Annotated in this window: 24 protein-coding genes; 15 read left to right on the top strand and 9 right to left on the bottom strand. The window is 58.9% G+C overall.

Features of this window, described 5'->3' with window-relative positions; all coding sequences use genetic code 11:
* The first annotated feature begins 1,067 nt into the window (after positions 1 to 1,067).
* The 8 genes from ligD to Q3C01_RS12395 all read left to right on the top strand — a co-directional run bounded on the left by ligD (position 1,068) and on the right by Q3C01_RS12395 (position 9,474).
* Entirely contained in the window at positions 1,068 to 1,988 is a 921-nt protein-coding gene (gene ligD / locus Q3C01_RS12430) for a non-homologous end-joining DNA ligase (RefSeq protein WP_458145607.1), read from the top strand.
* Positions 1,989 to 2,646: 658 nt separating this feature from the next.
* Positions 2,647 to 2,934 carry a GFA family protein gene (locus tag Q3C01_RS12425; RefSeq protein ID WP_458145606.1) on the top strand — a complete coding sequence of 96 codons (288 nt, stop codon included), beginning with the start codon at positions 2,647 to 2,649 and terminating at the stop codon, positions 2,932 to 2,934.
* Positions 2,935 to 3,188: 254 nt separating this feature from the next.
* Positions 3,189 to 4,160 carry an ABC transporter substrate-binding protein gene (locus tag Q3C01_RS12420; RefSeq protein WP_458145605.1) on the top strand — a complete coding sequence of 324 codons (972 nt, stop codon included), beginning with the start codon at positions 3,189 to 3,191 and terminating at the stop codon, positions 4,158 to 4,160.
* Positions 4,161 to 4,418: 258 nt separating this feature from the next.
* The gene (locus tag Q3C01_RS12415; RefSeq protein WP_458145604.1) at positions 4,419 to 4,862 is read left to right on the top strand and encodes a hypothetical protein; all 444 of its coding nucleotides are present in this window, start codon (positions 4,419 to 4,421) and stop codon (positions 4,860 to 4,862) included.
* Entirely contained in the window at positions 4,859 to 5,119 is a 261-nt protein-coding gene (locus tag Q3C01_RS12410) for a hypothetical protein (RefSeq protein WP_458145603.1), read from the top strand. Before Q3C01_RS12415 ends, Q3C01_RS12410 begins: the two co-directional genes overlap by 4 nt.
* Before the next feature lie 1,714 nt (positions 5,120 to 6,833).
* Positions 6,834 to 7,247: a hypothetical protein gene (locus Q3C01_RS12405; protein WP_458145602.1), complete on the top strand. Its 414-nt coding sequence runs from the start codon at positions 6,834 to 6,836 to the stop codon at positions 7,245 to 7,247.
* Between the two features lie 190 nt (positions 7,248 to 7,437).
* Positions 7,438 to 8,031: a DUF6647 family protein gene (locus tag Q3C01_RS12400; RefSeq protein WP_458145601.1), complete on the top strand. Its 594-nt coding sequence runs from the start codon at positions 7,438 to 7,440 to the stop codon at positions 8,029 to 8,031.
* A gap of 462 nt (positions 8,032 to 8,493) precedes the next feature.
* Positions 8,494 to 9,474 carry an ABC transporter substrate-binding protein gene (locus Q3C01_RS12395; protein ID WP_458145600.1) on the top strand — a complete coding sequence of 327 codons (981 nt, stop codon included), beginning with the start codon at positions 8,494 to 8,496 and terminating at the stop codon, positions 9,472 to 9,474.
* 383 nt (positions 9,475 to 9,857) lie between these two features.
* On the opposite strand, the gene Q3C01_RS12390 is transcribed toward Q3C01_RS12395, so the two are convergent.
* The 3 genes from Q3C01_RS12390 to Q3C01_RS12380 all read right to left on the bottom strand — a co-directional run bounded on the left by Q3C01_RS12390 (position 9,858) and on the right by Q3C01_RS12380 (position 12,651).
* Positions 9,858 to 11,351, bottom strand: a complete 1,494-nt coding sequence (locus tag Q3C01_RS12390) for a sulfatase family protein (protein WP_458145599.1) — start codon at positions 11,349 to 11,351, stop codon at positions 9,858 to 9,860.
* A 386-nt stretch (positions 11,352 to 11,737) separates the two neighbouring features.
* Entirely contained in the window at positions 11,738 to 12,217 is a 480-nt protein-coding gene (locus Q3C01_RS12385) for a MaoC/PaaZ C-terminal domain-containing protein (protein WP_458145598.1), read from the bottom strand.
* Positions 12,218 to 12,471: 254 nt separating this feature from the next.
* Positions 12,472 to 12,651: a hypothetical protein gene (locus Q3C01_RS12380; protein WP_458145597.1), complete on the bottom strand. Its 180-nt coding sequence runs from the start codon at positions 12,649 to 12,651 to the stop codon at positions 12,472 to 12,474.
* Between the two features lie 228 nt (positions 12,652 to 12,879).
* Here Q3C01_RS12380 and Q3C01_RS12375 point away from each other — a divergent pair, with 228 nt between their 5' ends.
* From Q3C01_RS12375 to Q3C01_RS12355, 5 genes are all read left to right on the top strand, one after another.
* Positions 12,880 to 13,155: a hypothetical protein gene (locus Q3C01_RS12375; protein WP_458145596.1), complete on the top strand. Its 276-nt coding sequence runs from the start codon at positions 12,880 to 12,882 to the stop codon at positions 13,153 to 13,155.
* 538 nt (positions 13,156 to 13,693) lie between these two features.
* Complete coding sequence (locus Q3C01_RS12370; RefSeq protein ID WP_458145595.1) at positions 13,694 to 14,671, top strand: helix-turn-helix transcriptional regulator; 978 nt, start codon at positions 13,694 to 13,696, stop codon at positions 14,669 to 14,671.
* Positions 14,672 to 14,802: 131 nt separating this feature from the next.
* On the top strand, positions 14,803 to 16,152 hold the full coding sequence (locus tag Q3C01_RS12365; protein WP_458145594.1) for an NAD(P)/FAD-dependent oxidoreductase: 1,350 nt from the start codon (positions 14,803 to 14,805) through the stop codon (positions 16,150 to 16,152).
* 562 nt (positions 16,153 to 16,714) lie between these two features.
* Complete coding sequence (locus Q3C01_RS12360; protein ID WP_458145612.1) at positions 16,715 to 17,326, top strand: pyridoxamine 5'-phosphate oxidase family protein; 612 nt, start codon at positions 16,715 to 16,717, stop codon at positions 17,324 to 17,326.
* A 322-nt stretch (positions 17,327 to 17,648) separates the two neighbouring features.
* Complete coding sequence (locus Q3C01_RS12355) at positions 17,649 to 18,641, top strand: ABC transporter substrate-binding protein (RefSeq protein ID WP_458145593.1); 993 nt, start codon at positions 17,649 to 17,651, stop codon at positions 18,639 to 18,641.
* A 224-nt stretch (positions 18,642 to 18,865) separates the two neighbouring features.
* Here the strand turns inward: Q3C01_RS12355 and Q3C01_RS12350 are convergent, their stop codons facing one another.
* Together Q3C01_RS12350 and Q3C01_RS12345 are read right to left on the bottom strand one after the other, a co-directional pair.
* The gene (locus tag Q3C01_RS12350; RefSeq protein ID WP_458145592.1) at positions 18,866 to 19,366 is read right to left on the bottom strand and encodes a hypothetical protein; all 501 of its coding nucleotides are present in this window, start codon (positions 19,364 to 19,366) and stop codon (positions 18,866 to 18,868) included.
* Between the two features lie 258 nt (positions 19,367 to 19,624).
* Entirely contained in the window at positions 19,625 to 20,263 is a 639-nt protein-coding gene (locus Q3C01_RS12345; RefSeq protein ID WP_458145591.1) for a hypothetical protein, read from the bottom strand.
* 372 nt (positions 20,264 to 20,635) lie between these two features.
* Between Q3C01_RS12345 and Q3C01_RS12340 the strand changes: the two genes are divergently transcribed.
* Positions 20,636 to 21,631 carry an ABC transporter substrate-binding protein gene (locus Q3C01_RS12340; RefSeq protein WP_458145590.1) on the top strand — a complete coding sequence of 332 codons (996 nt, stop codon included), beginning with the start codon at positions 20,636 to 20,638 and terminating at the stop codon, positions 21,629 to 21,631.
* A 580-nt stretch (positions 21,632 to 22,211) separates the two neighbouring features.
* Here the strand turns inward: Q3C01_RS12340 and Q3C01_RS12335 are convergent.
* Positions 22,212 to 22,436, bottom strand: a complete 225-nt coding sequence (locus tag Q3C01_RS12335; RefSeq protein ID WP_458145589.1) for a hypothetical protein — start codon at positions 22,434 to 22,436, stop codon at positions 22,212 to 22,214.
* 336 nt (positions 22,437 to 22,772) lie between these two features.
* On the bottom strand, positions 22,773 to 23,753 hold the full coding sequence (locus tag Q3C01_RS12330; protein WP_458145588.1) for an ABC transporter substrate-binding protein: 981 nt from the start codon (positions 23,751 to 23,753) through the stop codon (positions 22,773 to 22,775).
* 685 nt (positions 23,754 to 24,438) lie between these two features.
* Here Q3C01_RS12330 and Q3C01_RS12325 point away from each other — a divergent pair.
* Positions 24,439 to 25,116 (top strand): recombinase family protein, encoded by a 678-nt coding sequence (locus Q3C01_RS12325; protein WP_458145587.1) that lies wholly within the window; start codon positions 24,439 to 24,441, stop codon positions 25,114 to 25,116.
* Here the strand turns inward: Q3C01_RS12325 and Q3C01_RS12320 are convergent.
* Together Q3C01_RS12320 and Q3C01_RS12315 are read right to left on the bottom strand one after the other, a co-directional pair.
* On the bottom strand, positions 25,113 to 25,370 hold the full coding sequence (locus Q3C01_RS12320) for a hypothetical protein (RefSeq protein WP_458145586.1): 258 nt from the start codon (positions 25,368 to 25,370) through the stop codon (positions 25,113 to 25,115). The two genes, Q3C01_RS12325 and Q3C01_RS12320, sit on opposite strands and share 4 nt — an antisense overlap.
* Positions 25,327 to 25,563: a hypothetical protein gene (locus Q3C01_RS12315; protein WP_458145585.1), complete on the bottom strand. Its 237-nt coding sequence runs from the start codon at positions 25,561 to 25,563 to the stop codon at positions 25,327 to 25,329. Before Q3C01_RS12315 ends, Q3C01_RS12320 begins: the two co-directional genes overlap by 44 nt.
* Between the last annotated feature and the right edge of the window lie 237 nt (positions 25,564 to 25,800).

Genomic DNA, 25,800 nt, shown 5'->3' with positions numbered 1-25,800 from the left:
CTCCAAAGCAGAAAGGCCCGCCAGCGTGAACAGGCGGGCCTCGTGCTCATCGACCGAGCCGTGAGCGGTGCATATCGAGATACGCATAGGCCGAAGCTCCGAAAAACAAATCAGACGAAACTGACGCAGATTAGGGCACGGGCGCTGTCTCGTACCTGCTTACTTTTCCCGATACAGTGACTTCGATGGGCGCCGTCGGCGGGTGGACGGCTCCGGCGTTTCTGCCAGCCTCAGCGCCGGGGCCGTTCCTCATGAAGCCCAGATACAAAGGACCTTGTCTCGTGCGGCCACTGCTCGCAATTCGCGATGGATTTGCTCCCCTCTGAGTGATCGGTGTCATGCGCTGGCTGGTGCCCACCAGGGCTACCCATAGATGCTTCCCGGTTGCCACTCTTTCCCAAAATGGTGACGCTGCGCTGCGCTCGAAAAAGCGGGCGGCTCCGGTGTCGCCAGCCCCCGGGGACGTCTGCTTCGCACGACGATCCACTGGGAGCAAGGAGCGTCAATGGACCTTGCCAGAACGCGAAGAATGAACAGATGTACGAGCTGACGGATAAAGGGCGGCGTGCCGCTCAATAGCCCTCACGAGTTCGGTGAGGGAGCGATGATTTGTACTCTGTTGGTCATGAAGATTGATGCAAGAGGCATCCACCAGGGGGACCGGGCGCCCAGGGCAAAACCATGGTGAGTTGAACCGCTACCCCGATGCAGATCACTCGTCGGACCTCTCAGAGCGAGCGCCTCTCTTCCGGTCCGGCGAGGCGGTATCCGCGTCGCGTTCTGTTTGGCGAGGGCGTGGCGTGGGCTTCGACATACCGGCTTGCCCGCCGTGTTTTCCTCCCTGATCTTGGACGCCTTCCAAGTCGTTTTCCTTTGGCACGCTGGTTCTCCCGTCGCTCCGAGCGCTCACCGGCGCTCGACCTTCTTTGCCGACCTTTTTTGACGGCCTTCTTCACCGCCGGGCGCTGTGTCCTTCCGCTGTCTTCGCCACGACGATCTCCTTCTAGAAGCGGAACGCTGCCGCATCTGCTAGGTTCCTTATGCATCTAGGTGTGGGGGAGTTGTCATTGGCGTTCCAGCGCAAGAAACCGGCGGCCATCGGCACTAAGGCTCCGTTTCCCGGCTTCATCGAACCCGCGCTGGCGACTTCCGTCGAGAAGGTCCCAAGCGGCGCTCGCTGGACACACGAGATCAAATTCGACGGATACCGGGTGCAGGTGCACATCGCTAATGAGGCGGTTAAGATTTACACCCGGCGCGGTAACGACTGGACCAAGCGCTTGCAAAAGATCGCCCACGATGCATGGCACATCGGCGCCGGATCGGCGATCATCGACGGCGAGGTCGTGGTGCCTTCAAAGGATGGAACCACGGACTTCACAGTGCTGCAAAACGAACTGAAGGGCAAATCGTCCAAGATCGTTCTGGTCGCGTTTGATCTGCTCTATCTAAACGGCCGCGATCTGCGGAAGCTGCCGCTGATGGAGCGCAAGTTGCACCTGAGGAAAATTATCCACAGCACCGACGTGCAGTACAGCGAGAGCTTCGAAGTCGACGGCAAGGATATGTATGCGCACGCCTGCAAGGTCGGGCTCGAGGGCGTGGTCTCGAAGGTGCGCGACAGCGTCTACACGTCCGGTCGAGGCAATAATTGGGTTAAAAAAACCTGCGTGCAGAGGGAGACGCTGGTGATCGCGGGCTTCGCCCTTGACGGCAACAAATGGGACGGCATCTATGTCGGCCGCCGCCAGGGCGAGAATCTGATCTATGCGGGCAAGGTCGATCACGGCTTCGACAAGGCATCCGCTGCCGATCTGCGCAAGCGGCTGACGCTGCTGATCCGCAAGACACAGCCCTACACCAAGCGGATTGCGCGCAAGGGTATCTGGGTCGAGCCCGAGCTTCTGGCCGAGGTCGAGTACCGGGCAAAGTCCGCGCAAGGCAAAGTCAGGCACCCATTCTTTCGGGGCGTTCGCGAGGACCTCTAGACCGGTACTACGCGGCTACACTTTGAATGCGGCTCTGCCGACGAGACCGAAGCGGCAGCTTAGGAGCATCGCTCCGGTCCCGTCTCCACGGCGGCTAGCTGACGGACCGCCGGCACCGGAAGCCAAGACGACAGATGCCTTCGGTTTCCCTGCCCGTCTCATTCCGAACAGTGGAAATCAAAATCATGCCGTCCGGGTTTCGAGTGCAACGCCAAGCACCGCCTCCGAGCAATCGGAGTGCTCTACCGCGTCGCCATTGTTCTGGCCGTGCCAAACGAGAGCGCAAAGTCCACGTTCCACGCAGAGCTGCGCCCCCTTGCAAGGTACCTGCCTCATTGCTCGCCCGCGCCGACGAGGTGATCGAATAGAGATAGGGTTTGCAGCGGCGCATGAGGCCGGTGATGGCCCTTCTGCGACGACTCCGCACGCCTCGCCGGTCAGTGGAACGGGATTTTGCGAATTCGGTTCGCAAACATGCACACCGAGACCATGAGCAGGGTAGCATGAGCTTGCGCACGAACGCGCTGCGGAGGATTAAAATGAAAATCGACGGGCGTTGTCACTGCGGATACATCACCTTTGAGGCCGAGATCGAGCCGGACAAGACCCTGCTCTGCAATGCACCGACTGCCAGACGTTTTCCGGCTCTGCATTCCGCGTGCACGCCTTCACGCGGGAAGACACTTTCAGGTTGCTCTCGGGCCAGCCGAAAATCTACGTCAAGACCGCCGAGAGCGGCAATAAGAGGCCACAAGCGTTTTGCCCGGAATGTGGAACGCATGTCTACGCGACGGCGCTCGGAGCAGGCCCCAAGATTTACGCCATCCGCGTGGGCTCCATTCGTCAACGCGACCAGATCGTCCCCCATACTCAGTGGTGGTCTCGCTCCGCGCAGCCATGGCTCACATCCGTAGGCTCGATGCGAACTTTCGAGAAGCAGCCTTAGAGCGATCAAACCGGCAACGTAACCTTGACACTGATGGCTGTCGGACGCAGTGGCCGCACCGATCGCTCTGCGATTGGCCCATCAGCAAAGTATCCGCGCGCCTCGTCGAGGTTCGGACACGGGGGTCAAGCGGACGAGATTTGCTCACATTGAGTTCTTCGCTTTTTGACCCAAGGCGGACGAAACTGGCCGTTCATTCCCTACTTCCTTTGGTCTTGATGAAATCGCATAATATCCCTGGCAAGGGGGGTGGCATGAAGCGGCGCGATTTCATGGCCGCCGCCGCCGGTGCGGTGGTCAGGCCGACGGCAGTGGGCGCTCAACAGGCTAGCAGGCTGCCGACGATAGGATTTCTCGGCGCGAATCCAACTTTGTTCGCGCCGTGGGTTGCTTCCTTCACGGCGCGCTTGCGCGAGCTTGGCTGGATAGACGGCCAAACGGTCACAATCGAATATCGATGGTCGGAAGGACGCACCGAGCGTTACGTTGAGATTGCGGAGGAATTTGTCCACCGAAAAGTGGACGTCATCGTTACCGTCGGAAGCGCTGTTCCCAGCGTAAGGCAGGCAACCAGTGTCATCCCTATCGTATTTGCCGTGGCGATCGATCCGATCCGTAGCGGCCTTGTCTCGAGCCTGGCGAATCCAGGCGGCAACGTGACCGGATTATCGTTGCAGGCCACCAACCTTGCTGGGAAGCGCCTGGAAATATTGCGCGAACTTATACCGCAGCTACGTCGGTTGGCTATTTTCTTCAACGGTGGCAATGCCCAGACAGTTCTGGAGATGAGTGATACGGAAGCAGCGGCGCGCGAACTTAAGATCGACGTCACTCCTATTGAAATTAGGGGTAGACAGGACATTGCTCCTGCCTTCGAGAAACTAAACTCCCAGGCGGACGCGCTTTATATCGTGGTCGATCAACTCATCGTTGCCAACTTCAATCGTATTCTTACCTTTGCGCTCAGCACCCGATTGCCCATGATCTACAGCACCCGTGATTTTGTCGAAACGGGGGGACTCATGTCCTATGGGCCAAGCTACGTGGACCTTTTTCGCCGTGCAGGTGATTACGTGCATCGAATTCTGCATGGCGCGAAACCGGCCGATATGCCGGTCGAACAGCCGACGAAATTCGAGCTGGTCCTCAATCTCACAACGGCGAGGGCTCTCGGTGTAAAGGTTTCCGAACAGTTCTTGCTGCGTGTGGACGAAGTGATCGAATAGGCTGATATGTCCGCTTCTGGCCCAAAGCGGCGGTCCCGGAATGTCTGCTCTCGTGCCGCTGTTGGGGATTAAGCAGACGTGAGCCCCGAGGTATTTTTTTTGACCTCCGCCCGAGGTTCGCGCACACAGCAGACACTCGCTGGAAATCTCCGACGCGTTTACCTATTCACAGCCACGACTGACGGTGGTCTTGCGGCGCTCTAATCCACGAGGGATTGATAATTTGCCAGCAAGGTCGTGCGCCGCTTTGATCGTGGCATGCCCGCCCTCACCCGCCGCCGCAGCAAGGACGATCCACATCGCGAGACATGGCTGATCTACAGCAGCGACCTCCGTGTCGGTGTCATCGGTCGCCGCGCCGGTGTCCCGAACTCGGCCCCGCAGTGGAGTTGGTCCTGCGGCTTCTATCCCGGCACTGATCCGGGTGAGGGCCGCTGCGGGATTGCCGAGACGTTTGACGAAGCCCGCACGAGTTTCCAAGCAGCGTGGCAGGAGCTGGCCGCCACACGCACCGAGGCAGACTTCGAGACGTGGCGTCGCCAGCGTGATTGGACCGATTGGAAAGACCGGATGCACCGGCTAGCACTTCCGCTGCCGACACAGCGCCCAGAGGGGACTGCACGCTGCTTCTGCGGCGAGGTAATCACGAACCCAACTCTTGATTCCCACATCCGCGTTGCCCACCGCCTCATCGATCCATGAAGCTCACCGCCGAACGTCCCTTCGCCAACCCGGAAGCCGCAGCCCGCAAGCTCGTCGAGATCGCCGCCGGCATCGAGCCTGTGCAAGACGGCCGCATCCATATCGAGAACATCAACGCGTCGTTCCTCTACACGCTGAAAGCAACCGGCCCCGAGTTCGGCGCCGGCCTCAAGGCGGCGGTCGAGCGCGGTTGGCTCGAGCTGCATGAGAGCGGCACGTATGTGCGGCTCTTGAAGACAGAGCCAGCCAAGCGATAACAAACCCCCGTTCGATCTTCTTTGGTTCTCTACGCGCACACTGAATGTGCTTTGTCGGTTGTAAAAGAACAAAACGTGTCAGCTCTGGCTCGCCTGCATGCGGTGTTCCTTAGATGCGCAGAAGCAAATTAAGACATCCCGTTCTTGCCTATCTTTCCCGACATAGTGATATGGGTGCGAACGGCGGCGGCCGAGCATGTGGACGGCCCCGGCGTTTCTGCCAGCCCCAAGCGCCGGGGCCGCTCCTCATGTACAAACAGAAGCAAAAACTCCGCCCGCTTAAATGTATCGCGGACGGCGGCGTTCCAGCCCCGGGGTGGGGATGATGCAAAAATCCCGGTACCAATTAGTCTGGTTGAACTAGGCTACGGTTCAACCCATTGCCACTTTCTCCCGTCTTCGCACTTGCGAACGCTCGGGATAACGCTAATGCCGCCGCGAACGCCCAGCATTGGCGTTACCAGTTTTTCCCAGTTTCTGCCTGTTCGTTGATCTAGCTCAACTGCCGCCCGGCAAAACAGAGCGCTTGCTGTTCTGGAGCAGGAGATCTCGAAGGGGGGCGATATGCGGACCCCGCCATCATGGACATTTCATGTGTTGGCTTGGTCGTTAGCGGCAATCGGCCTGATAGCGATTGCCTCTATGATCCCTCGGCCTGGAATTGAATGAGCGCCGGGCGGCCCTTTTGAAGCAGCAGTCCTGAAACCATTTTGAGCGCCCCAAGAAGAAATTCAGCAACGTTTCGGGGGGTAAGCCTTCTCCCAGCCGACGTGCCGAGCAGAAGTTGCGGTCAAACAGCTTCTGAGGCGGGCAGCTAACGTAGCCGCCTTGGCCAAGCCTCCGCAGTTGTCCCCCCACGCAGCTAGACTCGGGCGTTTATGAAGCACGAAAGATTGTGGCTCATTGTACCGGCTATCGGCGTCACAATTACGTCGGCAACAATAGTTCTGCTCATTGGCAGGTAAGCGTCCCGGCATATGCTTCCGCGCATCAGAGTCTCGCGCATGCCTCTCGGTTGCGGTTGGATTTCGCTCGGGTGATCCAAAGCAGAAGCCGAAGGCGATACGTCAGCGGGGCATTGGATTCGCAATTCCTGAGTTCGACGACCACGAGGTTCAGCTCTGCGCCTTCGATATTTTGGTCGAGGCAGTGATGATCTCCGCAAACTGCCGCTGCACTTGCGGAAGAACAACCTGGAGCGACTGCTCGCGCGCCGGCCGGACGGCATCACCGTTGCGCCTTTTCGAGCGAGGCGAGATCGGCCCAGACCTATTCCGTGCGGCGCGTCGCATGGGCCTTGAACGTCTCGTCTCGAAGCATCGCGAGCGGCCTTACCGCGGTGGACAAAAGTTCTGGATCAAGATTAAGAACCGAAGCCATCCAGCCGTGGAGCGCGAGCTATGAGTCCCTATCCGTACGCCTGAACACCGAAATGCGGTGGTCGTCCCGCCACAGCTCGACTGCTTCGCCATCCTTGGGTTGCCTAGCACGGGCCTTGGCCGCCTCGTCTTGGCACAGCGGCATCATAGTGCCGGCGAGATCGCTCAGTTGCGGGACTGGATTCTGGGTGGCGCAATTGGGAGATGCTGGCGATATGCTGAATGCCACCTGTTGCCTCTCCTGCAGCCCTTGGGTTGATGTGTGAACCTCGCAGCAGCCGAAACATACTCACATTCATAGTCTAAAAAATTTGCTCAGAAGCAGGGACGTCGCGATGCTGGTCGTGCGCTGGATCCCGCTAATCGGCTTTATCGCGCCTGTGGGGCTATTGCTGACGCCGCTACCGGCGATGGGGCGCGACCTCGACGGGCGTTACGCGAATTCTCTACTCAAGCCGTGGTTTGACCAACTGAAAAGTGGCAACGGCCTCTGCTGTTCGTCTGCCGACGGCTACGTTGTCCAAGACGCCGACTGGGAAGCGAAGAACGGTCACTATCGCGTACGAGTGCCAAAGAGCCCCGACTCCAACATCATGGTATGGGTCGATGTGCCGGACAATTCCGTCATCAGCGAGCCTAATAAGGCCGAGCGGACCATGGTCTGGCCTGTCTATTTCGAAGGCGATACCGACGACGAAGACTATCCATACATATTTATCCGCTGCTTTATGCCGGGGAGCATGACCTAGATCGGCAGCTCCAACGCCGAGGAGGTGATGGATGAGGCGAAGAGCGTCTGCTTCTGGCGTTTTAGCTTCTTTGGGTGTGAATGGGTTCACAACGGCGTCGCCAAGCGAATGCTATGCTTCCAGCCATTCAACTGCCGACTGGGTTTTTTTGAAGAGGGTCTCTATTCCGAACAGCCTCTAGGAGAGGGTCATGTTCAAACAATTCCTTCTGGTCGCGGCAATTGCCTCTCTCACGTTAACGACATCCTCTAGAGCCCATTGCGAATATGCTTTGGAGCGGAGCGCGACCACCGGGTCGCGTCCGGTTGCGTTGCATTCTGATGTAACTCAAGCTGCGGAAGATTTGTTCGATGAGATTGTGGCTTGGCTCACATCAAATTTTGACCTGCCTGCCATCAAAGAACGTCCCGCCATTGAATTTACTTCGAGGATGGAGCTTGCGAGGTTGCGTGCAAGGGACCTTGCTTCTTCTCAAAGCTTCATAGGAAACGATGGGCAACTCGCTCAGCGCGAGGTTGTCGCACTCTACGACAACAATACGAGAACGATCCTGCTTCCTGACGATTGGGGTGGGACTTCGCCGGCGGACCAATCGGTCCTGGTACACGAAATGGTTCATCACCTTCAAAATCTAGGAAAGCTCAAATTTGATTGTCCACAGGCGCGAGAGAAGACGGCCTACCTGGCTCAGGCTAAATGGCTAGAGCGGTTCGGAATGAGCCTGGAGAAAGAGTTCGACGTCGACATGTTTACGGTGCTGATTTCTTCAGCATGCATGTATTGATCGTGACCCGTCGATTTGGTCGCTGTTTGACGATTGCCTTTCCGAAACAGCGCAAAGCCAAGATTTCGTAGGCACGAACTTTTCAACGGATTTGACGGATGGCCAAACTCTTGGTGGTCCTTGCAATTGCATTGGCGATCCTGGTGATGGCGCGGGGGCAGCAGAATCAATTTGTACCGCAGCCAACGGAACCACTGCCAGCCGCGCTTATTCCCTGAGTTATCCTAAGGTGACGCGTTCGTGCAATCAGCCGGTGGCGCACAGGTCCACACATGGCCCACATCGACAGACCCCGACGGCTATCGACGTGTCGGCTGTGAGGGGTAAATCCGCCATGGCCGCGACGCGGAGACATCCACACGAATGGTATCGGCTCAAGCCGAGGCGGAGATCGGGTCGCAACCCCTTCCGGAGGGTCCGCCTGAACTGATATGATAATCAATACACGGCTTGGGAGCATTCATGCGGCGGCGCGATTTCATCACGCTGGCAGGGTGGCTGGCGCTGCTGTCGCCGCGCGCTGCTTTCGCGCAGCAAGGCGTGGGCCGTATGGCGCGGATCGTCTATCTCGGACCAACCGGCGCCACTGTGGTCGACCCGCGCCAGATCGAGGGCTTCAAGCAGGGCCTGCTCGAGAACGGATTGATAGAGGGCCGCAACGTCACCGTCGATTATCTTTGGGCGGATGGCGACCCCGCCCGGCTGCGGCAGCTCGCCGCCGAAATCAGCAAGGGCGGCTACGACGTCATCGTGACTGTGAGCGGGCCGGCGATCAAGGCACTGATCGCCACGGGGACGACCGCGCCAATTGTCTTTGCGGTTCTGGGCGACGCCATCGCCAGCGGCATCGTGACGTCGCTGGCACGGCCGGACGGCAATGTCACCGGACTCTCGATGTCGAACGCCGACCTTGAGAGCAAGCGGATCGAGATACTGAAGGAAGCGGTGCCGGCCGTCACACGACTGATGGCGCTGCAAGACGCCATAGTCGGTGCGGTCGGCCTGCAAGCAGCGGCTGCAACCGCCAAGGCACTCGGCCTCGAATTCGATGTCGTGGAGGTGCAACCGGATCAATTCGAGGCCGCGTTCGCAGCTGCTGTTGGCAAGGGCGACAACGGATTGACGGTGTTCGCCTCGTCCTTCTTCAATTTCCACCGCCGGCCGCTGATCGATCTGGCGCTCCGTTATCGCTTGCCGTCCATCTGGGAGGCCGCCACCTACGTCAGGGACGGCGGGCTGTTGTCCTACGGTCCAAGCTTTGCCGACATGTACCGCCGCTCGGCCGGCTATGTTGCCAAGATACTCAATGGCGCCAAGCCGGGAGACCTGCCGGTCGAGCAGCCAGTGCGATTTGAGCTATCCGCCAATCTTAGGACGGCGCGATTGCTCGGCATCACCCTGCCGCCAACGTTGATCGCCCGCGCCGACGAGGTGATCGAATAAACGCCGCCTGCTGGCCCATTTCGACCAGTCTAATCGCTCGTCAACACGTCGGCTTTCAGAACTAGGCTGGCAACGGCCGACCCGCTTCAATATCGACGCGAATGACCCATCTGCGACCTTCGGAACTTGAGAGAGAAAAGTCATCTATGAGAGAAGCACCGCCATAGAAGACGCAATGAGAACGATATCACATCAGCCAGCACATATCTTTGCGAAAGCTTACTGGCGAGATCGACTCTTGGCCCGAAGATTAGCTTCGTCGTCGGCTGATTAACGGGTCCAAGGGCATCAAGCGCACCAGCAGTTTTTGGATTCGCCGACCTTAAGACGGCTGAACAGGGCCGCCAACCGATCACTTTTGCTTGTTGGGCGGTGAAAATCGATCAGCGGCCAGGGCGATTAGAGGGCCGGCCTTCATTCGAAGGTGCGGGCTCAATATCGAGCGTTGGATCCGGGTCGAGTGTCACTGGTTTTGCGCCCGGTCGATCGACCCATTGTTTGCCGGTATTGTTATAGGTGAAACTCGTAGCGGTTTCTGGCAGCATGGTCGCATTCCAATTGTTCCATTCGGCGACGAGACGATCGTAGATATCCTTGCGCCGCTCTTTCAGATTGGCGCGCTCCATCGGATCGTCGGCAACGTTGAACAGAAATGTATTGTCGAGAATCTTTAGATATTTCCAGTCCCCGATGCGCGCGGCACGCTGCCAGAGCGCCTTGTAGCGCCAAAACAACCGCCGCTCCACCGGAGGCGCGCCCTCCGAAAGCTGTGGCAACAGATTCATCCCGTCCGATGGATAGGCCGGATCTTGTGCTGCGCCGGCTGCGGCAAGCAGCGTCGGAAGCCAGTCCATATTCGCGGTCACCTGCTGGCTAACGAGCCCCGCGGGAATGCGCGCGGGCCAGGAGACGAGGGCAGGAATGCGCAGACCACCCTCCAAAAGCTCCGTCTTTCGCCCACTGAAGGGCCAAGTGTCGGAAAAGCGTTCGCCGCCATTGTCGCTGGTGAAAATCACGATCGTGTTGCTGGCGAGGCCGTGGTCGTCTAGCGCTTTCAAGACGCGTCCAACCTGATCGTCGAGCGCAAGTATCATCCGCCGATACGTCTCGCTCGAACCGCCGTCAAGGTGGAACAGATTGCGTCCCCCAAGACGCTCGGCCTCGGCTTGGTCCTCCGGACCTTCCCAAGGCCAATGGGGCGCGCTGAAATGAAGACTAAGGAGAAACCGCTGATCCGCGCGTGCATAATCTTCAATGATCTTCACCGCCCGATCGCCAAGAAGGGTGGTCATATAGCCGGTTTGAGATACTGGTTGGTCTTCGTCCCAAAAATCCGGCTTGCCCTCCGTGTCGACGTGGAGGAAATAGTCAACCGCGCCGCTTCTATAGCCGTAAAAATGGTCATAGCCGCTCCTCAAAGGACTAAATTCAGGCAGGTTGCCGAGGTGCCACTTGCCGACCAGCGTCGTGCCGTAACCGACCTTCTTCAGAAGCGACGGCAAAGTCGGATGCTCTGGCGGCAAGCCAATGCCCGGTTTTGTGACTCGCGTAATCGGCTCTTCCATTCCAACCGGCAATCTGGCTTGGTACCGGCCTGTTATGATAGCAACGCGCGATGCCGTGCAGACCGGCGAGTTGGCGTACGCTTGGGAAAAACGCGCACCCTGCATGGCAATGCGATCGATGTTCGGCGTCATGAAGTCGCGTCGACCGTTGCATGAAATATCCGCGTAACCCATGTCGTCGGCGACGATGAAAACGATGTTTGGCCTCTGCGGCTCGGTCTGAGCGAGAGAAGCGGAGGAGCCCAACGCCAAGGTAACGCCGCCGGACGCAGCGTTCCGCAGAATTGCTCGTCGCGTGTATTTTGTCCTCATCGCTTGTCCTCCCTTCCTTTGGACTTTTGGCCCGCCTGATATCGTGTCGCCCCCTGAGCCCGCTTTAGAGAAACTTGACCAAGTCTGGCTCGCAGACCTGACCGATCATATTCTTTGGGAGACTGAAGCCAAAGACCTCACGTTCGAACAACCGTCGCTATTCAGAATGACTCTATCATTTTCGAGACTGCAAAGGCACGTGGCGACGCTTCCCATGCTGCGGTGTATGAGCCTGTTCTTGGCCCATCAGCGGCGGGGCCGTGCGCAAGGTCCGAACACGGAGGCATAGCGGACTAGATTTGCTCACGTTGAGTTCTTCGCCTGCTTAACCAGAGCCGACTTTGATCCATCACCGGTCGCCTGACACCCGTAAATAAGCAACCAAGTCAGTCGGTCGGCGCGTTCGCGACCAGTCGCCGCGCGACGAGAATATTGCTGATACACTGCAACACCGTCTCGCGTTTTTGATTTCGCAATAGGACTTGGTTTCGGACAATCCCCCGATCGGATTTGGACTTCGACTCGCGTTTTTCCAGAACCGTGATTTCCAGATCGAGCGCATCGTCCGGGCGTACAGCATTCGGCAGCATCAGCTCATCCCAGCCCAATCCGGCAAGGACATGAAGCCGCGGCTGAAGCCGGGTCGTCAACAAGATGAAGATGGAAAAGGTATGGGCGCTGGTTGCGGTTAGCCCCCCAAACACTGAACGCGCCGCAGCCTCCTCGTCGATGTGGCGGGGTATCGGATCATATTGTTTAGCGAATTGAATGATTTCGCTCTTGGTTACCAGATAAGGGCTAGCCCGGAGGCGGGTACCGACTTCCGCGTCTTCAAAGTACAAGTTTTCAGGGTACAAATTGCTCATCGAATTATCCCTCCGAGAACAGCTCGACTGAATCAATAAGGATACCAAGCTGCCCCGCGTCCATCGGCCCTTAGCGACAATATCCAACGTGTCGTCCGCCTGTCAGCTGCCGGGGTAAACCTAGGGCACGTTAACCGGTGGCATGGATGCGGTCGGGCGCGGCACGAAATCTGTTTGATGCTGGCCTCGTGTGGCCAACATAAGCGAAAACGCTATAAAGAGGATGAGAAGCCCTCGCATCACTCGCCCTCAAATTAGGGCATAGCCAACATAATGGCGAGCGCAGCCTCGCCGTTTCCAGGGCCGCCCGACGCAAAATAGAGCGCAGCAAGCGCGATTAACCCTAGGATGGCATAACCAGCAGTGATCCATCCGTCGTACTCTCGTGTCGCCCGAACTGATGACGCGGTATGATTATATTCTATGGTTGCCATGACCTCACTCCTTCGAGTTTGGCGCGCGATGGGCGCGCTGAGATGACGGCGAATGCCTCCCCGCCACTTGTAAAATGCGTCAGATGTTACTGGTTAGATCGGATGTCTTCACGCAAGGTGGCATGCTGTTCTATGCCGCCTGACGCGGTTACCCTGAAGCATCGTTGAAACCACCAAACCAGACTTCGGGAGAAAGTGGTAACGTGGTCTGGCACGTGCGAGAAACCTGTGAATTCGATCATGCATCTGGCTGCTCTGTTTCGGCGTGCGAGCACGCTTTCGGTCGGGCACTGGCTACCGGATGGTTGGGGCTTCTTTCGTCGCGATGCCATCGCTACCCCGATCGCCAGGGCCGGCAGGATTGCCGGCATCCCGATCCGCTTCTGGGATTTCGTCGCCAACAACCGGGACCAGGAGCTGCTTTCGCATTTCGGCGAGGCGGGCACGGCAGTATTCACGGTAAAGCATGTCGACCAGGGTGGACATGATCGAACCCTCGCTTGATCATCACCGTTGACGTCCTACGCGGCAAACTTCAACCATTTCAACGGCTGCAAACATATAGTGCCGGAGGTAAGTTTGTGTCCGACGAACTCTGATGATGGTGTGGCGGCCAAGGCACGACACGAAATCGGTATCAGAGAACTGCCGGTTCTACAGAACAGTCTGCGCCGCGGGTCGTTGATTTCGACCAATCGCGAATGACGCTAGAAACTGGATTTGCACTGGCACCTACCAGAGACGTCTAAATTGGATCCGATGGCAGCAATTAGAAATAGAGCCATCACGACCGTCACCTCTAATGGCGATTTTTGGCACCACGCTTTCACAATCACTATAGGCGTAATTTTCTGGCCGCCACGTGAACCAGTTCACATCAGCATTGATCACAGGTGAATGAGACTAGCACGTCAATGGTGCAACTTCTTGGACTCATGCGCACGGCTTAAGATATGCCAGTGCACGAACTGCAAATCACAGATACCGACCGTAATTTGCCGCAGCATCTAATCCCGACGTCTTATCAGGGCTGGAGGTCCCCATGTCTACGGACGCAGCCGAATTCGTGTCGCATCGATTCTCGACGCGCGAGCTTCCGGAGCGGATGAGAGTCCCCCTATGGCGGGAGAACTTTGGGCGAGACATAGTCCACGTCGATATAGAGCCCTTGTCGGACGTTCCGTTTCAGGCTGACGCAACGCTGCAAGCCGTCCCGGGTTTGCGCAGGCTCGCACTGAAAGGCTCCTCCATGCAATTCAAGCGCCTGCGAGCAAGCATCGCTGATGGTGACGACTCGATTGGAGTCATTGTCTGCTCTCCCGGCAGAAGTCTGCTGTCGCAGCGCTGCCAGGAAATTGAGCTTCGCGCCGGCGATGCAGTCGCAATTCTGCATTCCGAGCCCGTCACTGTCACCTATGTCGACGGATTGCTATTCGGTCTGGCCGTGCCCCGCGACGCGTTTGCACGGCGCGTGACGAATGTCGAAAGTCTCGCCATGCGGCCGATTTCTCACCGAAATGAAGCGCTCCGACTCCTCATGGCTTATCTAAAGTCGGCATTCAAGGATGGGGCTCTGGCCGCCCCCAGGCTGCGTGATGCGGTCCTGGCTCACATCCATGATCTCGTGGCGCTCGCGATCGGCGAGCGCACTCCCTTAGGCGAGAGCAGTGTGAGCGCGGTCGGGGGTGTGCGCTACAGCGCCGCCCTCGATTACATCGCGGCACACTTTCAGCAGCCAGAGCTTAGCGTCGAGATGGTAGCGCGCCGCCAAGGCATCTCACCTCGCTATCTGCAGCGACTGATCGCGTCATCAGGACTATCGTTCACCGGGCACGTGAATGAGTTACGTCTTCAACGGGCGCTCGAGCTGCTAACTGAGTCTCACGCAAGCACACAGCGAATTTCCGACATCGCGTTAGAAGCCGGCTTCTCGGATGTTTCGCATTTCAATCGATTGTTCCGGGCTCGCTTCGGCGATTCGCCACGTGGCGTGCGTTGCGCCGGGAGCTGCACCAGGTGACCTGGAGCCGCGAGTGCCACGAGATCTGGGGCCTTGACCGCAATCCGAGCTATCATCAACGGGCCCGTCCGCTCGGCCGCGCTTGAACCGATTCGTGTCGATCAAGACATACGTGGGAATGGGAGGTGGCGGTGGCATCAACTCTGATCGGCAAGCAGGCCGTCGTGATCGGCGCGGGAATGGGCGGGCTCGCGGCCGCAGGGGCGCTGGCCGACCACTTCGAGCAGGTCGTTGTTCTGGAGCGCGACACTCTGCCCTCGGAGCCCGCGCATCGCGCCGGGACGCCGCAGGCGCGGCATGTGCATGGGCTGCTGCTCAGCGGCCAGCGCGCCCTCAGCGAGCTGTTCCCGGGGTTCGAGCAGGATCTCGCACGGGCGGGAGCCGTGCGGCTCCAGGCCGGTCTCGATCCTCGCCTCGAGCCCCCGGGCTACAATCCCTTCCCACAACGCGATCTCGGCTGGTGCGGTTACGCGGCGTCACGGCCCACCATCGAGCGCGTCGTGCGGCGTCGGGTGGAAGGTCTCGCCAACATCATGCTGCGCCAGCGCTGCCGGGTCACGGAAGTGTTGGCGTCGCCAAATGGAGAGGCGGTCACCGGCGTGCGCTGCGAGAGTGGCAAGGGCGCGAGCGAGACGATCGCTGCGGATCTTGTCGTCGACGCCTCTGGACGCGGCACGCCCACTCTCGCCCTGCTGCAATCGATCGGTCGGCCGCTGCCCGAGGAGACCACAATCGGCATCGATCTCTCCTATTCCACATGCGTCTTTGCCGTCCCCGACGACGCCCCGACCGAGTGGAAAGGCGTCATCACCTTCGCCCAGGCGCCGCACAATCGCCGGGGCGGCATCTTGTTTCCGCTCGAGGGCAACCGGTGGATGGCAACGCTTGGCGGCCGCCTCGGTGAGGTCCCGCCCGGCGATGCGGAGGGCTTCCTGACGTATGCTCAATCGCTTCGGACGCCGACGATCTACAATGCGATCAAGCACGCAAGGCGCCTGGACGGGGTCGCGCGCTACGGCTTCCAGGAGAGCATGCGGCGCCATTTCGAGCGGCTCGATGGTTTTCCCCGCGGGCTGTTGCCGATCGGCGATGCAATTTGTCGGTTCAATCCCGTCTACGGGCAAGGCATGAGCGTGGCCGCCCTGGAGGCGCGCCTGCTCCAAGGACTTCTCGAGAGACTAGCAGGAAACAGCGATCCAATCGCCGGGCTGGCACCTGCTTTCTTCGCCGAAGTGCCGACGTTGATCGAGACGCCGTGGTCGGTGGCCCTACTCGACTTCGCGTTTCCCGATACGCGCGGGCAACGTCCGGCGGATTTTGAGATGACGCGCAACTTCGGTATCGCCCTGACCCGACTCGCCGCCGAAGATCCGGCCGTCCATAAGCTAACCGTCGAGGTCCAACATCTGTTGAAGCCACGCAGCGTCTATCGCGATCCTGCGCTCGTGCAGCGTGTGCTTACGAAAATGGCCGAGGTGTGACTCTTGGGGAGGATTTGACGCCGTTTTCAAGCGGCCGACGTGCACGCCGCCGCAATGGATCAACCAAGACGTAATTGCTGCTGTGCATGAGTCTCTTCATGGCCGATTCCGTTGAAAAAGGCGAAAGTAACGCCACGGCAAAAACATCGCTGAAATTAACTTAGAGCGAGCTCCGGCAAGAAACGCCTTCGTAGTAAAGCTAGGAAGATCACCGAGCGATCCTGACTATGTTGACGCGATCTCCCACGTCCCGCTGCGTCAAACGCATCAGAAGTCTTCAGAAAATGGGCATGCTCGCGACAAAGGCCTTTTTCAACAGAATCGGCCCCAAGCCGAACTGCGCTTAAGTCGGTGTGATGTCGGCTGTCGGCGGTAAACCGGACGCCGGGGTGTGCTTGCCTCGACCGCCGCTTGTGACCCATCTGAGACATCAACGAGTTAGTCGGTTTCTGCGACCCCAGACCAATCCGGGCCTTCCAGAGCGCTGCCCTCGCCCGATAAGATGCCGGTTCTGGACCGGATACGATGTCGTCTGAAACCAGCCCGAACCGAGGAGGACGCCGTGACACGGATCACATCGATCGAGGAATTGGAAAAACTCTACGATAAGCAAAGGCTGGCATCTGGTGTGAAGGAGATCGACTACATCTCGGACGACTACCGAGTGTTTATCGACAAGGCACCGTTCGTGGTCATCGCGACAGTCGGGCCGGAGGGCCTCGACTGTTCGCCGCGTGGCGATCCAGCGGGTTTCGTCAGGGTGCGCGACAGGAAAACGGTGCTGATCCCCGATCGGCGCGGCAACAATCGGCTCGACTCGCTGCGCAACATCGTGCGCGATCCCCGCATATCCTTGTTGTTCATGATCCCAGGTATCGGGAACACGCTTCGGATCAATGGCCGCGCCGAAATCCACGACGATCCCGCGTTGTGTGCCGAGTTCGAAATGCAAGGCAAGCTGCCGCGTACGGTCCTGTCGGTCACTACCGACAGCGTCTATTACCAGTGCCCGAAGGCACTCGTGCGCTCGCGGCTATGGAGTGCGGACGCCCAGATCCCACGCTCGGAACTACCGTCGATGGGCGCCATTTTGGAGAAGCTGTCGAAGGGCGACATCGACGCCGCCGAATTTGATAAGGCTTATCCTGCTCGCTTGAAAGCCGAGATCTACTGAGGCTGGTGCGGTCGCGTTATCGACCGAGAGTACCAAGTTCGTGACCCAGGCGACGGCCCGACGCTCGGTCGAACATACGCGGCGGCTGAGTTTCAGCTATTTCCGGTTATGGCCCTTCGCGTCATTTCGCGTGCGCGTAACAATCAGGTCGCTTTCAGGTAAGAGCCGACATCAAATAGCAGGCGGGACCGGCTGGCTCAGTCGAAGAGGAGCCGTCATCGCCCGCCAGTTTTATTGTGATGCACAACGTGGCTCTCACTTAACGATGTGGTAGCGTGTCGGCCTCGCTTGGAGAGAGGAGCCGCATGGAGAGAGGAGCCGCATGAGGCGACGCGACTTCATGACGCTGGTGGGCAACGCGGCGACTGCGTGGCCGCTCGCTGCGCGTGCGCAGCAAGCTCAACGCATGCGGCGTGTCAGCGTGCTGATCGGCTTTGCGGAGACCGATCCGGATGTGAAGTCTTGGTTCGCGGCTTTCCGGGGCGCGCTCGCGATGCTGGGGTGGACAGAAGGCAGCAATTTTCAAATCGAACTTCGCTGGGCCAGCGATGATCTGGATAGGATGAAGGCAGTCGCAAAGGAGCTTGTCGATCTGCGACCCGACGCAATCCTCAGTGTGACCACGCCCGTGACCAACGCTCTTGTCCGCGAGACGCAGACAATTCCAATCGTGATCGTGACCGTAGCCGATCCGATTGCCAGTGGTTTCGTCACGAACGTCGGACGTCCGGGCGGCAACGTTACCGGGTTCGCGCTTTACGAGCCCTCGATGGGTGGGAAATGGCTAGAACTGCTCAAGCGTATCGCGCCGGGCGTGACGCGAGTGGCGCTGCTTTTCAACCCGACGACAAGCGTCCCGATCAAATTCTATATGGCTTCAATTCAAGCCGCCGCGTCATCGTTTACCCTCCAGGCCAGTGCTGCTCCGGTTCACGCCCAGGATGAGATCGAAGGCGTTATCGCCGCACTAGCGGGTAATCCAGGTGCCGGCATTATCGCAATGCCGGACCTATTCAACACGATAAATCGTGACGTGATTATTGCGGCGGCCGCCCGCTACCGCATCCCCGCGATCTATTTCGTTCGCTCTTTCGCGGACTCAGGCGGCCTGATCTCTTATGGGCCAGATTTCGACGAACAGTATCCGCGGGCAGCAGGGTACATCGACCGCATCCTCAAGGGCGAGAAGCCAGGGGACCTTCCGATCCAAATGCCAATCAAAGTACCGTTGATCATCAACTTGAGGACGGCAAATGCGCTGGGCCTCGACGTACCGCTGGGCCTGCTGAACGCTGCCGACGAGATTATTGAATAGGTGCGCAGTTTTTCCGCGATTGATCACAGCCGGTTCTGGCCCGTAGCTGACCCTTTGCCGAGACCGCCGCAATGTCTAGTTGCATGAGACGAGCCGACCAAGGTCGAGCAGTCTGCCGAGGCCCGCTTGTGCCCTCTTGACCGACCGCCGGTCCAACCACCAACCGAGTAAACACTTGCGTTGGCATGTCATTCTTTCCCAGCCAATCGTGGCTCGATCGAAGATCACTGCGCCTGCTTCAAATAGGCTTCGACCTCCAACAGGTCCCGCTGCGCCGGAAATGACATGAGAGCCTGAGCCGGACTGCACCACGGGTAAGGAAGCGAAGATAGCCAGCGCATCTCGCCATCGAGTTGCGTGCCTGACAGGATTTTCATGACTTCTATGGTGATGACGAGCCTCACCACTTTTCCGTCCTGATTGAAATGCCAGTCGTAACGTCCACATCCAACTCGCAGCGGCTGTCCGGTGGCTCTTGCGGACATCCCAACCAACCAATGGCACTGAAAGCGGGCTCGGCCGGGCTCGGAGGGTTGGAATAGGCAGAACGTATAGATGTTCTCGTATTCGACACCGAAGCGACGAACCAAAACGTCCTCCACGGTGCTCAAGCCGGTCGCCGTGCTGGGAAATGAAATGGCGTCGGTCTTGACCACCATCTCTAGTGCAGCGTCTTCAGAGAACGTCTGTCTCATCAAGAACGGGCGGTTGCCGTCCTTGGCCAAGATATAGTTTCTTACTGCTTCGGCGGGCGACGGCATGGGCCCAAGCTTAGCACGTTCAAGTACCAATGCATCTCGCCCAGAGCGGCGTCCCGGAATATCTGCTCTCGTGACGCTGTCGGGGCCTAAATAGACGGGATCGCAGAAGGGTCCCGCACAGAACCTGGAGAGATGTCTGCGCACGAAAAGTGTCAGTAATCGGTACCGGTACCTGGTCACTTTCAATCCCGGCTCAGCGCCCCGGGGGCACCCACCACCCCTTCAACGACAGCTGTCCACTGTCAGAGCCGTAACGTGGCGTAGTTGGGCATACTTTGCTTTGTAGCCGGGCTTGAACCACCTCAGTTCAGTTGGCCCCTTCGCATCCTTGTCCCAAACAAACCAGCCATAGGCAGTTGTCCCACTGCCTTTCGGCTCGACACCGCTTGGGTAAAAGGTAATGCGCTCACTGAAGACCCAGACGCGGGCGGGTGGCATCTTGGAAAAAATCTTATTCGCTCTGTTCGCGCCCTCTAAGAAGGCCAACCGCAGGAGAAGAGCGAGCTTTCGCTTCGCCAGCTTGACGCCGCTCGCGACAAAACCCTCGGCGCAATTATAGGGCGGATTGGTGATGATGTTGTCGGTCGTCTGCTCTGCACGGAGAAAGTCAACGCCGACTTCTCCGTATCCACGATCGTACAAGTCCGAACTGCGAACAGGTTGACCAGCCTGCTCCAGCACGCGGGACATGCTGCCATCGCCGCACGCGCACTCCCAGATATCGCCGTTGAACTCTTCATTATCGATCAATGCGAACGTTGCCCAAGCCGGCGTCGGGAAAAAGTCCGGTCCACTGAGGTCAGCGAACCTCTTCGTTGTCGGCCTGAAGCCGCCGTTCAGATTGTAAGTGAGATCGGTCACGCGAGATCTCCTTGCTGGAATAGGCAGAGTATCAGACTCGTTGATGCCGCAATTCCGCAAGGAGCTTCTGTGAGTCAAATTGACTCACCCCTTCCCCATCAAGCATCGCGAGCTTCCGATGGCGGACCTGCTGGGCTCTTGGTCGCAATATCCAAATGCTGATCGAAATGGGAAATCTGCTTGGGGCGTGTACTCATTAACTCGCAGATGTCCGATCTTGAGGGTTAAGCGGAAATATTCTGCTCGGCCAGAGTATTACCGGTTTTGACCCTGAACGGACAATCTCCCACCTCCCCATCGATCCTATTATGCTGTAAATTGCCACGACTTCCCGCCTGATTGTCATTCTACCTGGCCGCCCGGGGAGACCGAATGCATCAAGTGAAACGGCGAGACTTCATCGCCCTGCTCGGAAGTGTGGCAGCGGCATGGCCGCGGGCCACCTTCGCCCAGTCGCCCGAACACATGCGCCGGATCGGCGTCGTGATGGCCTACGCGGAGGACGACCCCAATGGGCAAATACAGATTGGGGCTTTCCGAGAACACTTGCCGAAACTTGGTTGGATCGAGGGCAGCAATGTCACCATTGAAGTTCGGTATGCAAGGGGTGATCCGGCGCGCGCTCGGGAAATGGCTGCCGAGTTGCTCCGGCATGGGCCCGACTTGATGGTGTCCAATTCCAACCTGGTCACTACCATACTTCAGACGCAGGTCCGCACGATCCCGCTTGTGTTCGTATCAGTCTCCGATCCCGTCGGCAGTGGCTTTGTCAAGGATCTGGCGAGACCGGGCGGCAACATCACCGGCTTTGCCAATTTCCAGCCTTCCATGGGAAGCAAATGGCTGGAAAAACTGCACGAGGTGGCGCCGCAGGTCGAGCGTGTCGGGCTGCTTCTGCACCCGGAGCCGCCAAACCTCGGGTATCTCAAATCGGCTCAAGAGGCAGCGCCTTTGCTCAACTTGATGCTGGTTGATCTCAGGGTGCATGACCGCGCCGAAATTGAAAGTGCTTTCGCGACATTTGTAGGCGGCGCCCGCAGCGGTTTGATCGTCGCACCCAATGTCGTTAGCTTCGCGAACAGCGCGCTCATTGTGGCGTTAGCAGCGAGGTACCGGTTGCCCTCAATTTATCCGTTTGCTTTTTTTGCCAGGGAGGGTGGCCTGATTTCTTACGGGTTTGATGAGCGCGAACAATTCCGGCAAGGCGCCGTCTATGTCGATAAGATCCTAAGGGGCGCCAAGCCCGCCGAACTACCTGTGCAGTATCCGACGAAGTTCGAGATTGTGGTCAATCTCAAGACCGCGAAAGCGCTTGGGCTTGATGTGCCTTCGCAAGTTCAGCAATTCGCCGACACCATCATCGAATGAGCCGGGTCCGGGAATAGCAACCAACGTTTTGGCTCTCGGCGGTAAACCGGACGCCGTGCCGCGCGTGCTGCGACCGCTTCTTTTGACACCCATCGCGGACATTCGCTGCTGGCGGTTACTACGATCCAAAGGGCCTCTGTGATTGCACTCGACGAGAAATTCACCGTAAGATCTTGGACCGTCCTCGCCGCTTTCTGCCTTCGAAACCCAATGGATGGGATGCTCATGAAGGTGACATACTTCGAGGATCTGAAACGTCGGAGATAGTTGGACAACGACAGAGTGCTGACGTCGCTTCTTGGCCCTTCTGCGACCTCGGGCAATGTCCGCTCTTCCGCCGCTGTTGGGGGTTGAGCGGACATCAGTCGGCCAAGCCGCTTACTGAGTACACGCCCCAGTACTCAAGTGCCTCGCGGAAAATGATGTCGAAGACGCGCCACAATAACCGGTACCGGTACCTTGGTCGCTCCAATCCCGACTAATGCCCCCGGGTCCTCCCCCTCCCGCGACGCTAGGCGGAGCGTGTGCTTACTGTTGCGCCGGGCGTGATGGGTAGTCTGGCCGACCGGCCCGGCAGCCGTTAGCGGCGGCGAGGCACCGCCAGCTCCGCGCGCATCTCGTACTCTTCGATGATGAGACCGCCAAGCTCGCTGCTATGAAAGACGCCGGTGAGCTGACGCTCGATAAACTTGTATTCGGCGCTGCCCTCGCGCGCGTGCTTCAAGCGATAGGCCAGATCGGCGATCGTGTCTTCCAGTGCGATCTCTTCGGCGGTCTTCGGAGCGTCAGGATCGTAGTCGGCCATTGGCCCCTCGCTAGCGGCAATTTTTGCGGTGGCGCGTCAATGGAGGATCACAATGGCCCAAAGCGGACCCGTGACTCCTGAGAACCCGGCGCCGCCTAATGTCGGCGCGGCACAATCGGCAGGGCTACCGGATCGCCCGCGAGCGCAATCTGCCTTTTAAGCACCGCCGCTACGACTGGTCGACTCCTCTAATGCGCGGTGCAATAGCCGCTACTGCGAAAAAATCCGTTGCTGCAGTTGCAGAGTAGGCGGTGCGTCCTAGTCAATGTCCACTATGCGCCGATGGCGCATCGCCGCGAAATGACGCGATGGGCCAACAAGAGATGTCGCGGCGGGCTATTCGATCACCTCATCGGCGCGGGCCAGCAGCGTCGGAGGCACGCTGAGGCCGAGCGCCTTCGCGGTCTTCAAGTTGATAGCCAGTTCGAATTTTGTCGGTTGCTCGACCGGGATGTCACCCGGCTTCGCCCCGCGCAGAATCTTGTCGACAAGTTCGGCGGCGCGTCGGTGCAGTTCCACGAAGTTTGGTCCATAGGACATTAGACCGCCCGCTTCGACTAGCCCTTCGTGACTGTGTATCGTTGGCAGTCGCGCGCCCAGCGCTAGGCTGTTGATGCGAGTCCGGTTAGTGTTTATCAGCGGATCAAGGACGACATAAAGTGCGTCCGTGCGGCCCTTGATCCCGTCAAAGCCGGGCACAATATCCTCTGCACGCCGGATTTGGAGCTTGGTGGCCTCAAGGCCTAGCGTGCGGGTCGTTGCCTCGACCTCGTCCATATCCAGAAGAGCGCCGGCATTCCCGATGTTGGCCAAGATCGCAAGCCGTCGGAGGCCGGGGACAACCTCTCGCAAGAGTTCGAGTCGCTTAGCGGCAACATCGGTCTGCTGAATCGACAGGCCCGTGACATTGCCGCCAGGTCGCGCCAGACTAGCAACCAGACCCGTGCCTAGCGGGTCCCCTGCCGCCGCGAACACGATCGGGATGTCGGACGTCGCCCGCTTGGCGGCGGCGATGGCGGTCGTGCCCTCGGTGACAATGATCTCGACGTCGAGCCGGACAAACTCAGCAGCAATCTCGGTGTAGCGCTCGCTGCGGCCTTCTGCCCAGCGGTACGCGATCGCGACGTTTCGACCCTCGATCCAACCCAGTACGCGCAGCCGCTCAACAAAGGCGGCCCACCATTGACCCTGGACCTCAGGCGTTCCCGAGCCCAGAATTCCGATGGTCGGCAGCTTCGTCGGCTGCTGCTCGTGCGTGGCGAGCGGCCAAGCTGCAGCAACGCCGCAGAGAAGCGTGATGAAATCGCGCCGTCTCATCAAGCAGTCCCCAAAGCCTTTGGGCCACGCCTTGCGGAAGGCTGGATCATAACAGGATACGAACGAGCGGCGAGGGAGAAATGGCCCACAATCGGCCTCAGACGATCATCAGGTCGATTACCGGGTTGGGTCATTCGCAACTGGTTCAGCCAGCGGCAAGTCAGGGTATCGTCCGCTATGCGGCCCGAAGCGGAAGTTCACGGCGTTCTGTGTCAGCGCCTCCTTAGGCCTCCAGCAGGACTGTTCAATCAGTCTGCAACTTGTTGCCATCGAGATAAGGCCTCGCGATTGGGGCGCTATGGCCTACACGCTTCACTGGCGTGAAAACATGTGTCAGTAACCGGTACCGGTACCCTGCTCGCTTCAATCCCGGCTGACCGCCCCGGGTCCTCCCCCCTTCAGCGATAGCGTCCACCGCGAGGGCAGCAAGAGCCATTAGGCGCAGCGTGTGACGGTCTGGACATCCATCGATACGTCTGCGCTGATGTCCCGCAACGCGCGCTCCAGCGGCTCAGTGGGTCTTCGAGCGCTTCCAGTATATCTGCTCAGGGAAGCGCGAGCGCCGGAGATACCTCACCATCGCACTCACACGGCAGAAATGAATCGCTGCGATTCCGAAAACGCGGATCGTACAGATTCTAAACGGTGGTATAGTCAAATACAGCGGTTTTCATAGAGGTATCCCGTGACTCCCGAGCGGCCCCTTGTGACCTACCTGCGGGTTTCCACTTCAAAGCAAGGTCGTTCAGGTCTCGGTCTCGACGCGCAACGTGCAGCGTTAGTCCACTTTGCCGAGACCGAGCGCTTCACCATCGTGCATGAATTTGTCGAAGTTGACTCTGGCAAGGGCCACGATGCCCTCGACCGCCGCCCGCAGCTCAGAGCCGCGCTGGCGCACGCCAAGAAGCTCAAGTGCCACCTCGGCGTCGCCAAGCTAGATCGCCTCAGCCGCGACGTGCACTTCATCAGCGGGCTGATGGTGCATCGGGTGCCGTTCCTGGTCGCCGAACTGGGGGCCGATGTCGATCCGTTTGTGCTGCACCTATTTGCTGCGCTCGCCGAAAAGGAACGCACGCTGATTGGAACGCGAACGCGCGCCGCACTCGCGGCGGCAAAGGTGCGCGGCGTCAAGCTTGGTAATCCAGATCTCCAAGGCGCCCGAGAGCGAGCGATCCAGCAGATTCGACAAGCCGCCGACAACCACGCCGTCGCGGTGTTTCCCCTCATTCGGCAAATGCAGCAGACCGGGGCGAGTTCGCTGCGCCAGATCGCCGAGCGGCTGAACGCTCAAGGGATACTTGGGCCCCGTGGTGGCGCCTGGCACGCGACCAGCGTCAGAAACGTCTTGGCTCGCGGCCTCTAGGAATTTTCTTGCGCCGCCGCGGGGCCATGATCCTGGCCCTCGTCAGCCGTTTCGCCATCAAAGACAAACTCAAAGATCGCGACATCCGCGTCCCGATCTTCAGGGTGGAGCGCGTAGTGGCGATCCCGCGCCACTTCGGGGTCCTCGTGAATGCCTCGACGAACCTTCACGACCTTGAACGGGCGCCGATGGCTCCAACCCTCAATCTGCTCAACCGCGCGGAAGAGTCGGTTGATGGTAGACACGGTGACCATTGTGATCTCCCATATCCCGGGCCAGCACGGCCAGCCGCTGCTGAATGTCGATCAGTGTTTCCACCTCGAGGCAGGCGCGGATCTCTTTCAACGCGTAGATAAACCGGGTCATTTCGTCGGAGGGGATCCTCCCGTTCAAACCGAGCCGGTAGAGCCGCGCCATCTCTCCCCTCACCCCGGCAAGCGTATCCAAGGGCATCTTGTTCCGGGGTGATAGCACCTCAGCTTTTGGTTTCTGGGTCAATTACTTCTCACCGGTTCATCGGGGATGATAATAACCTAACACAACAATGATCCAGATGACGAACGCTTCCCATTTGTGACGTTCCCATCAGGAATTATCCTCAACGCCGAAGCCGATTAGTCGCGGGCCTCATACCTTGCCTCGTCTGCAACGTGCAGCTACCATATTTGCCTCACTGCAAGGCAA

Source organism: Bradyrhizobium sp. UFLA05-109, assembly GCF_054185165.1.
Note: the sequence above shows the minus strand (reverse complement) of the source record. Positions and strands in the feature narration are given on the sequence as shown.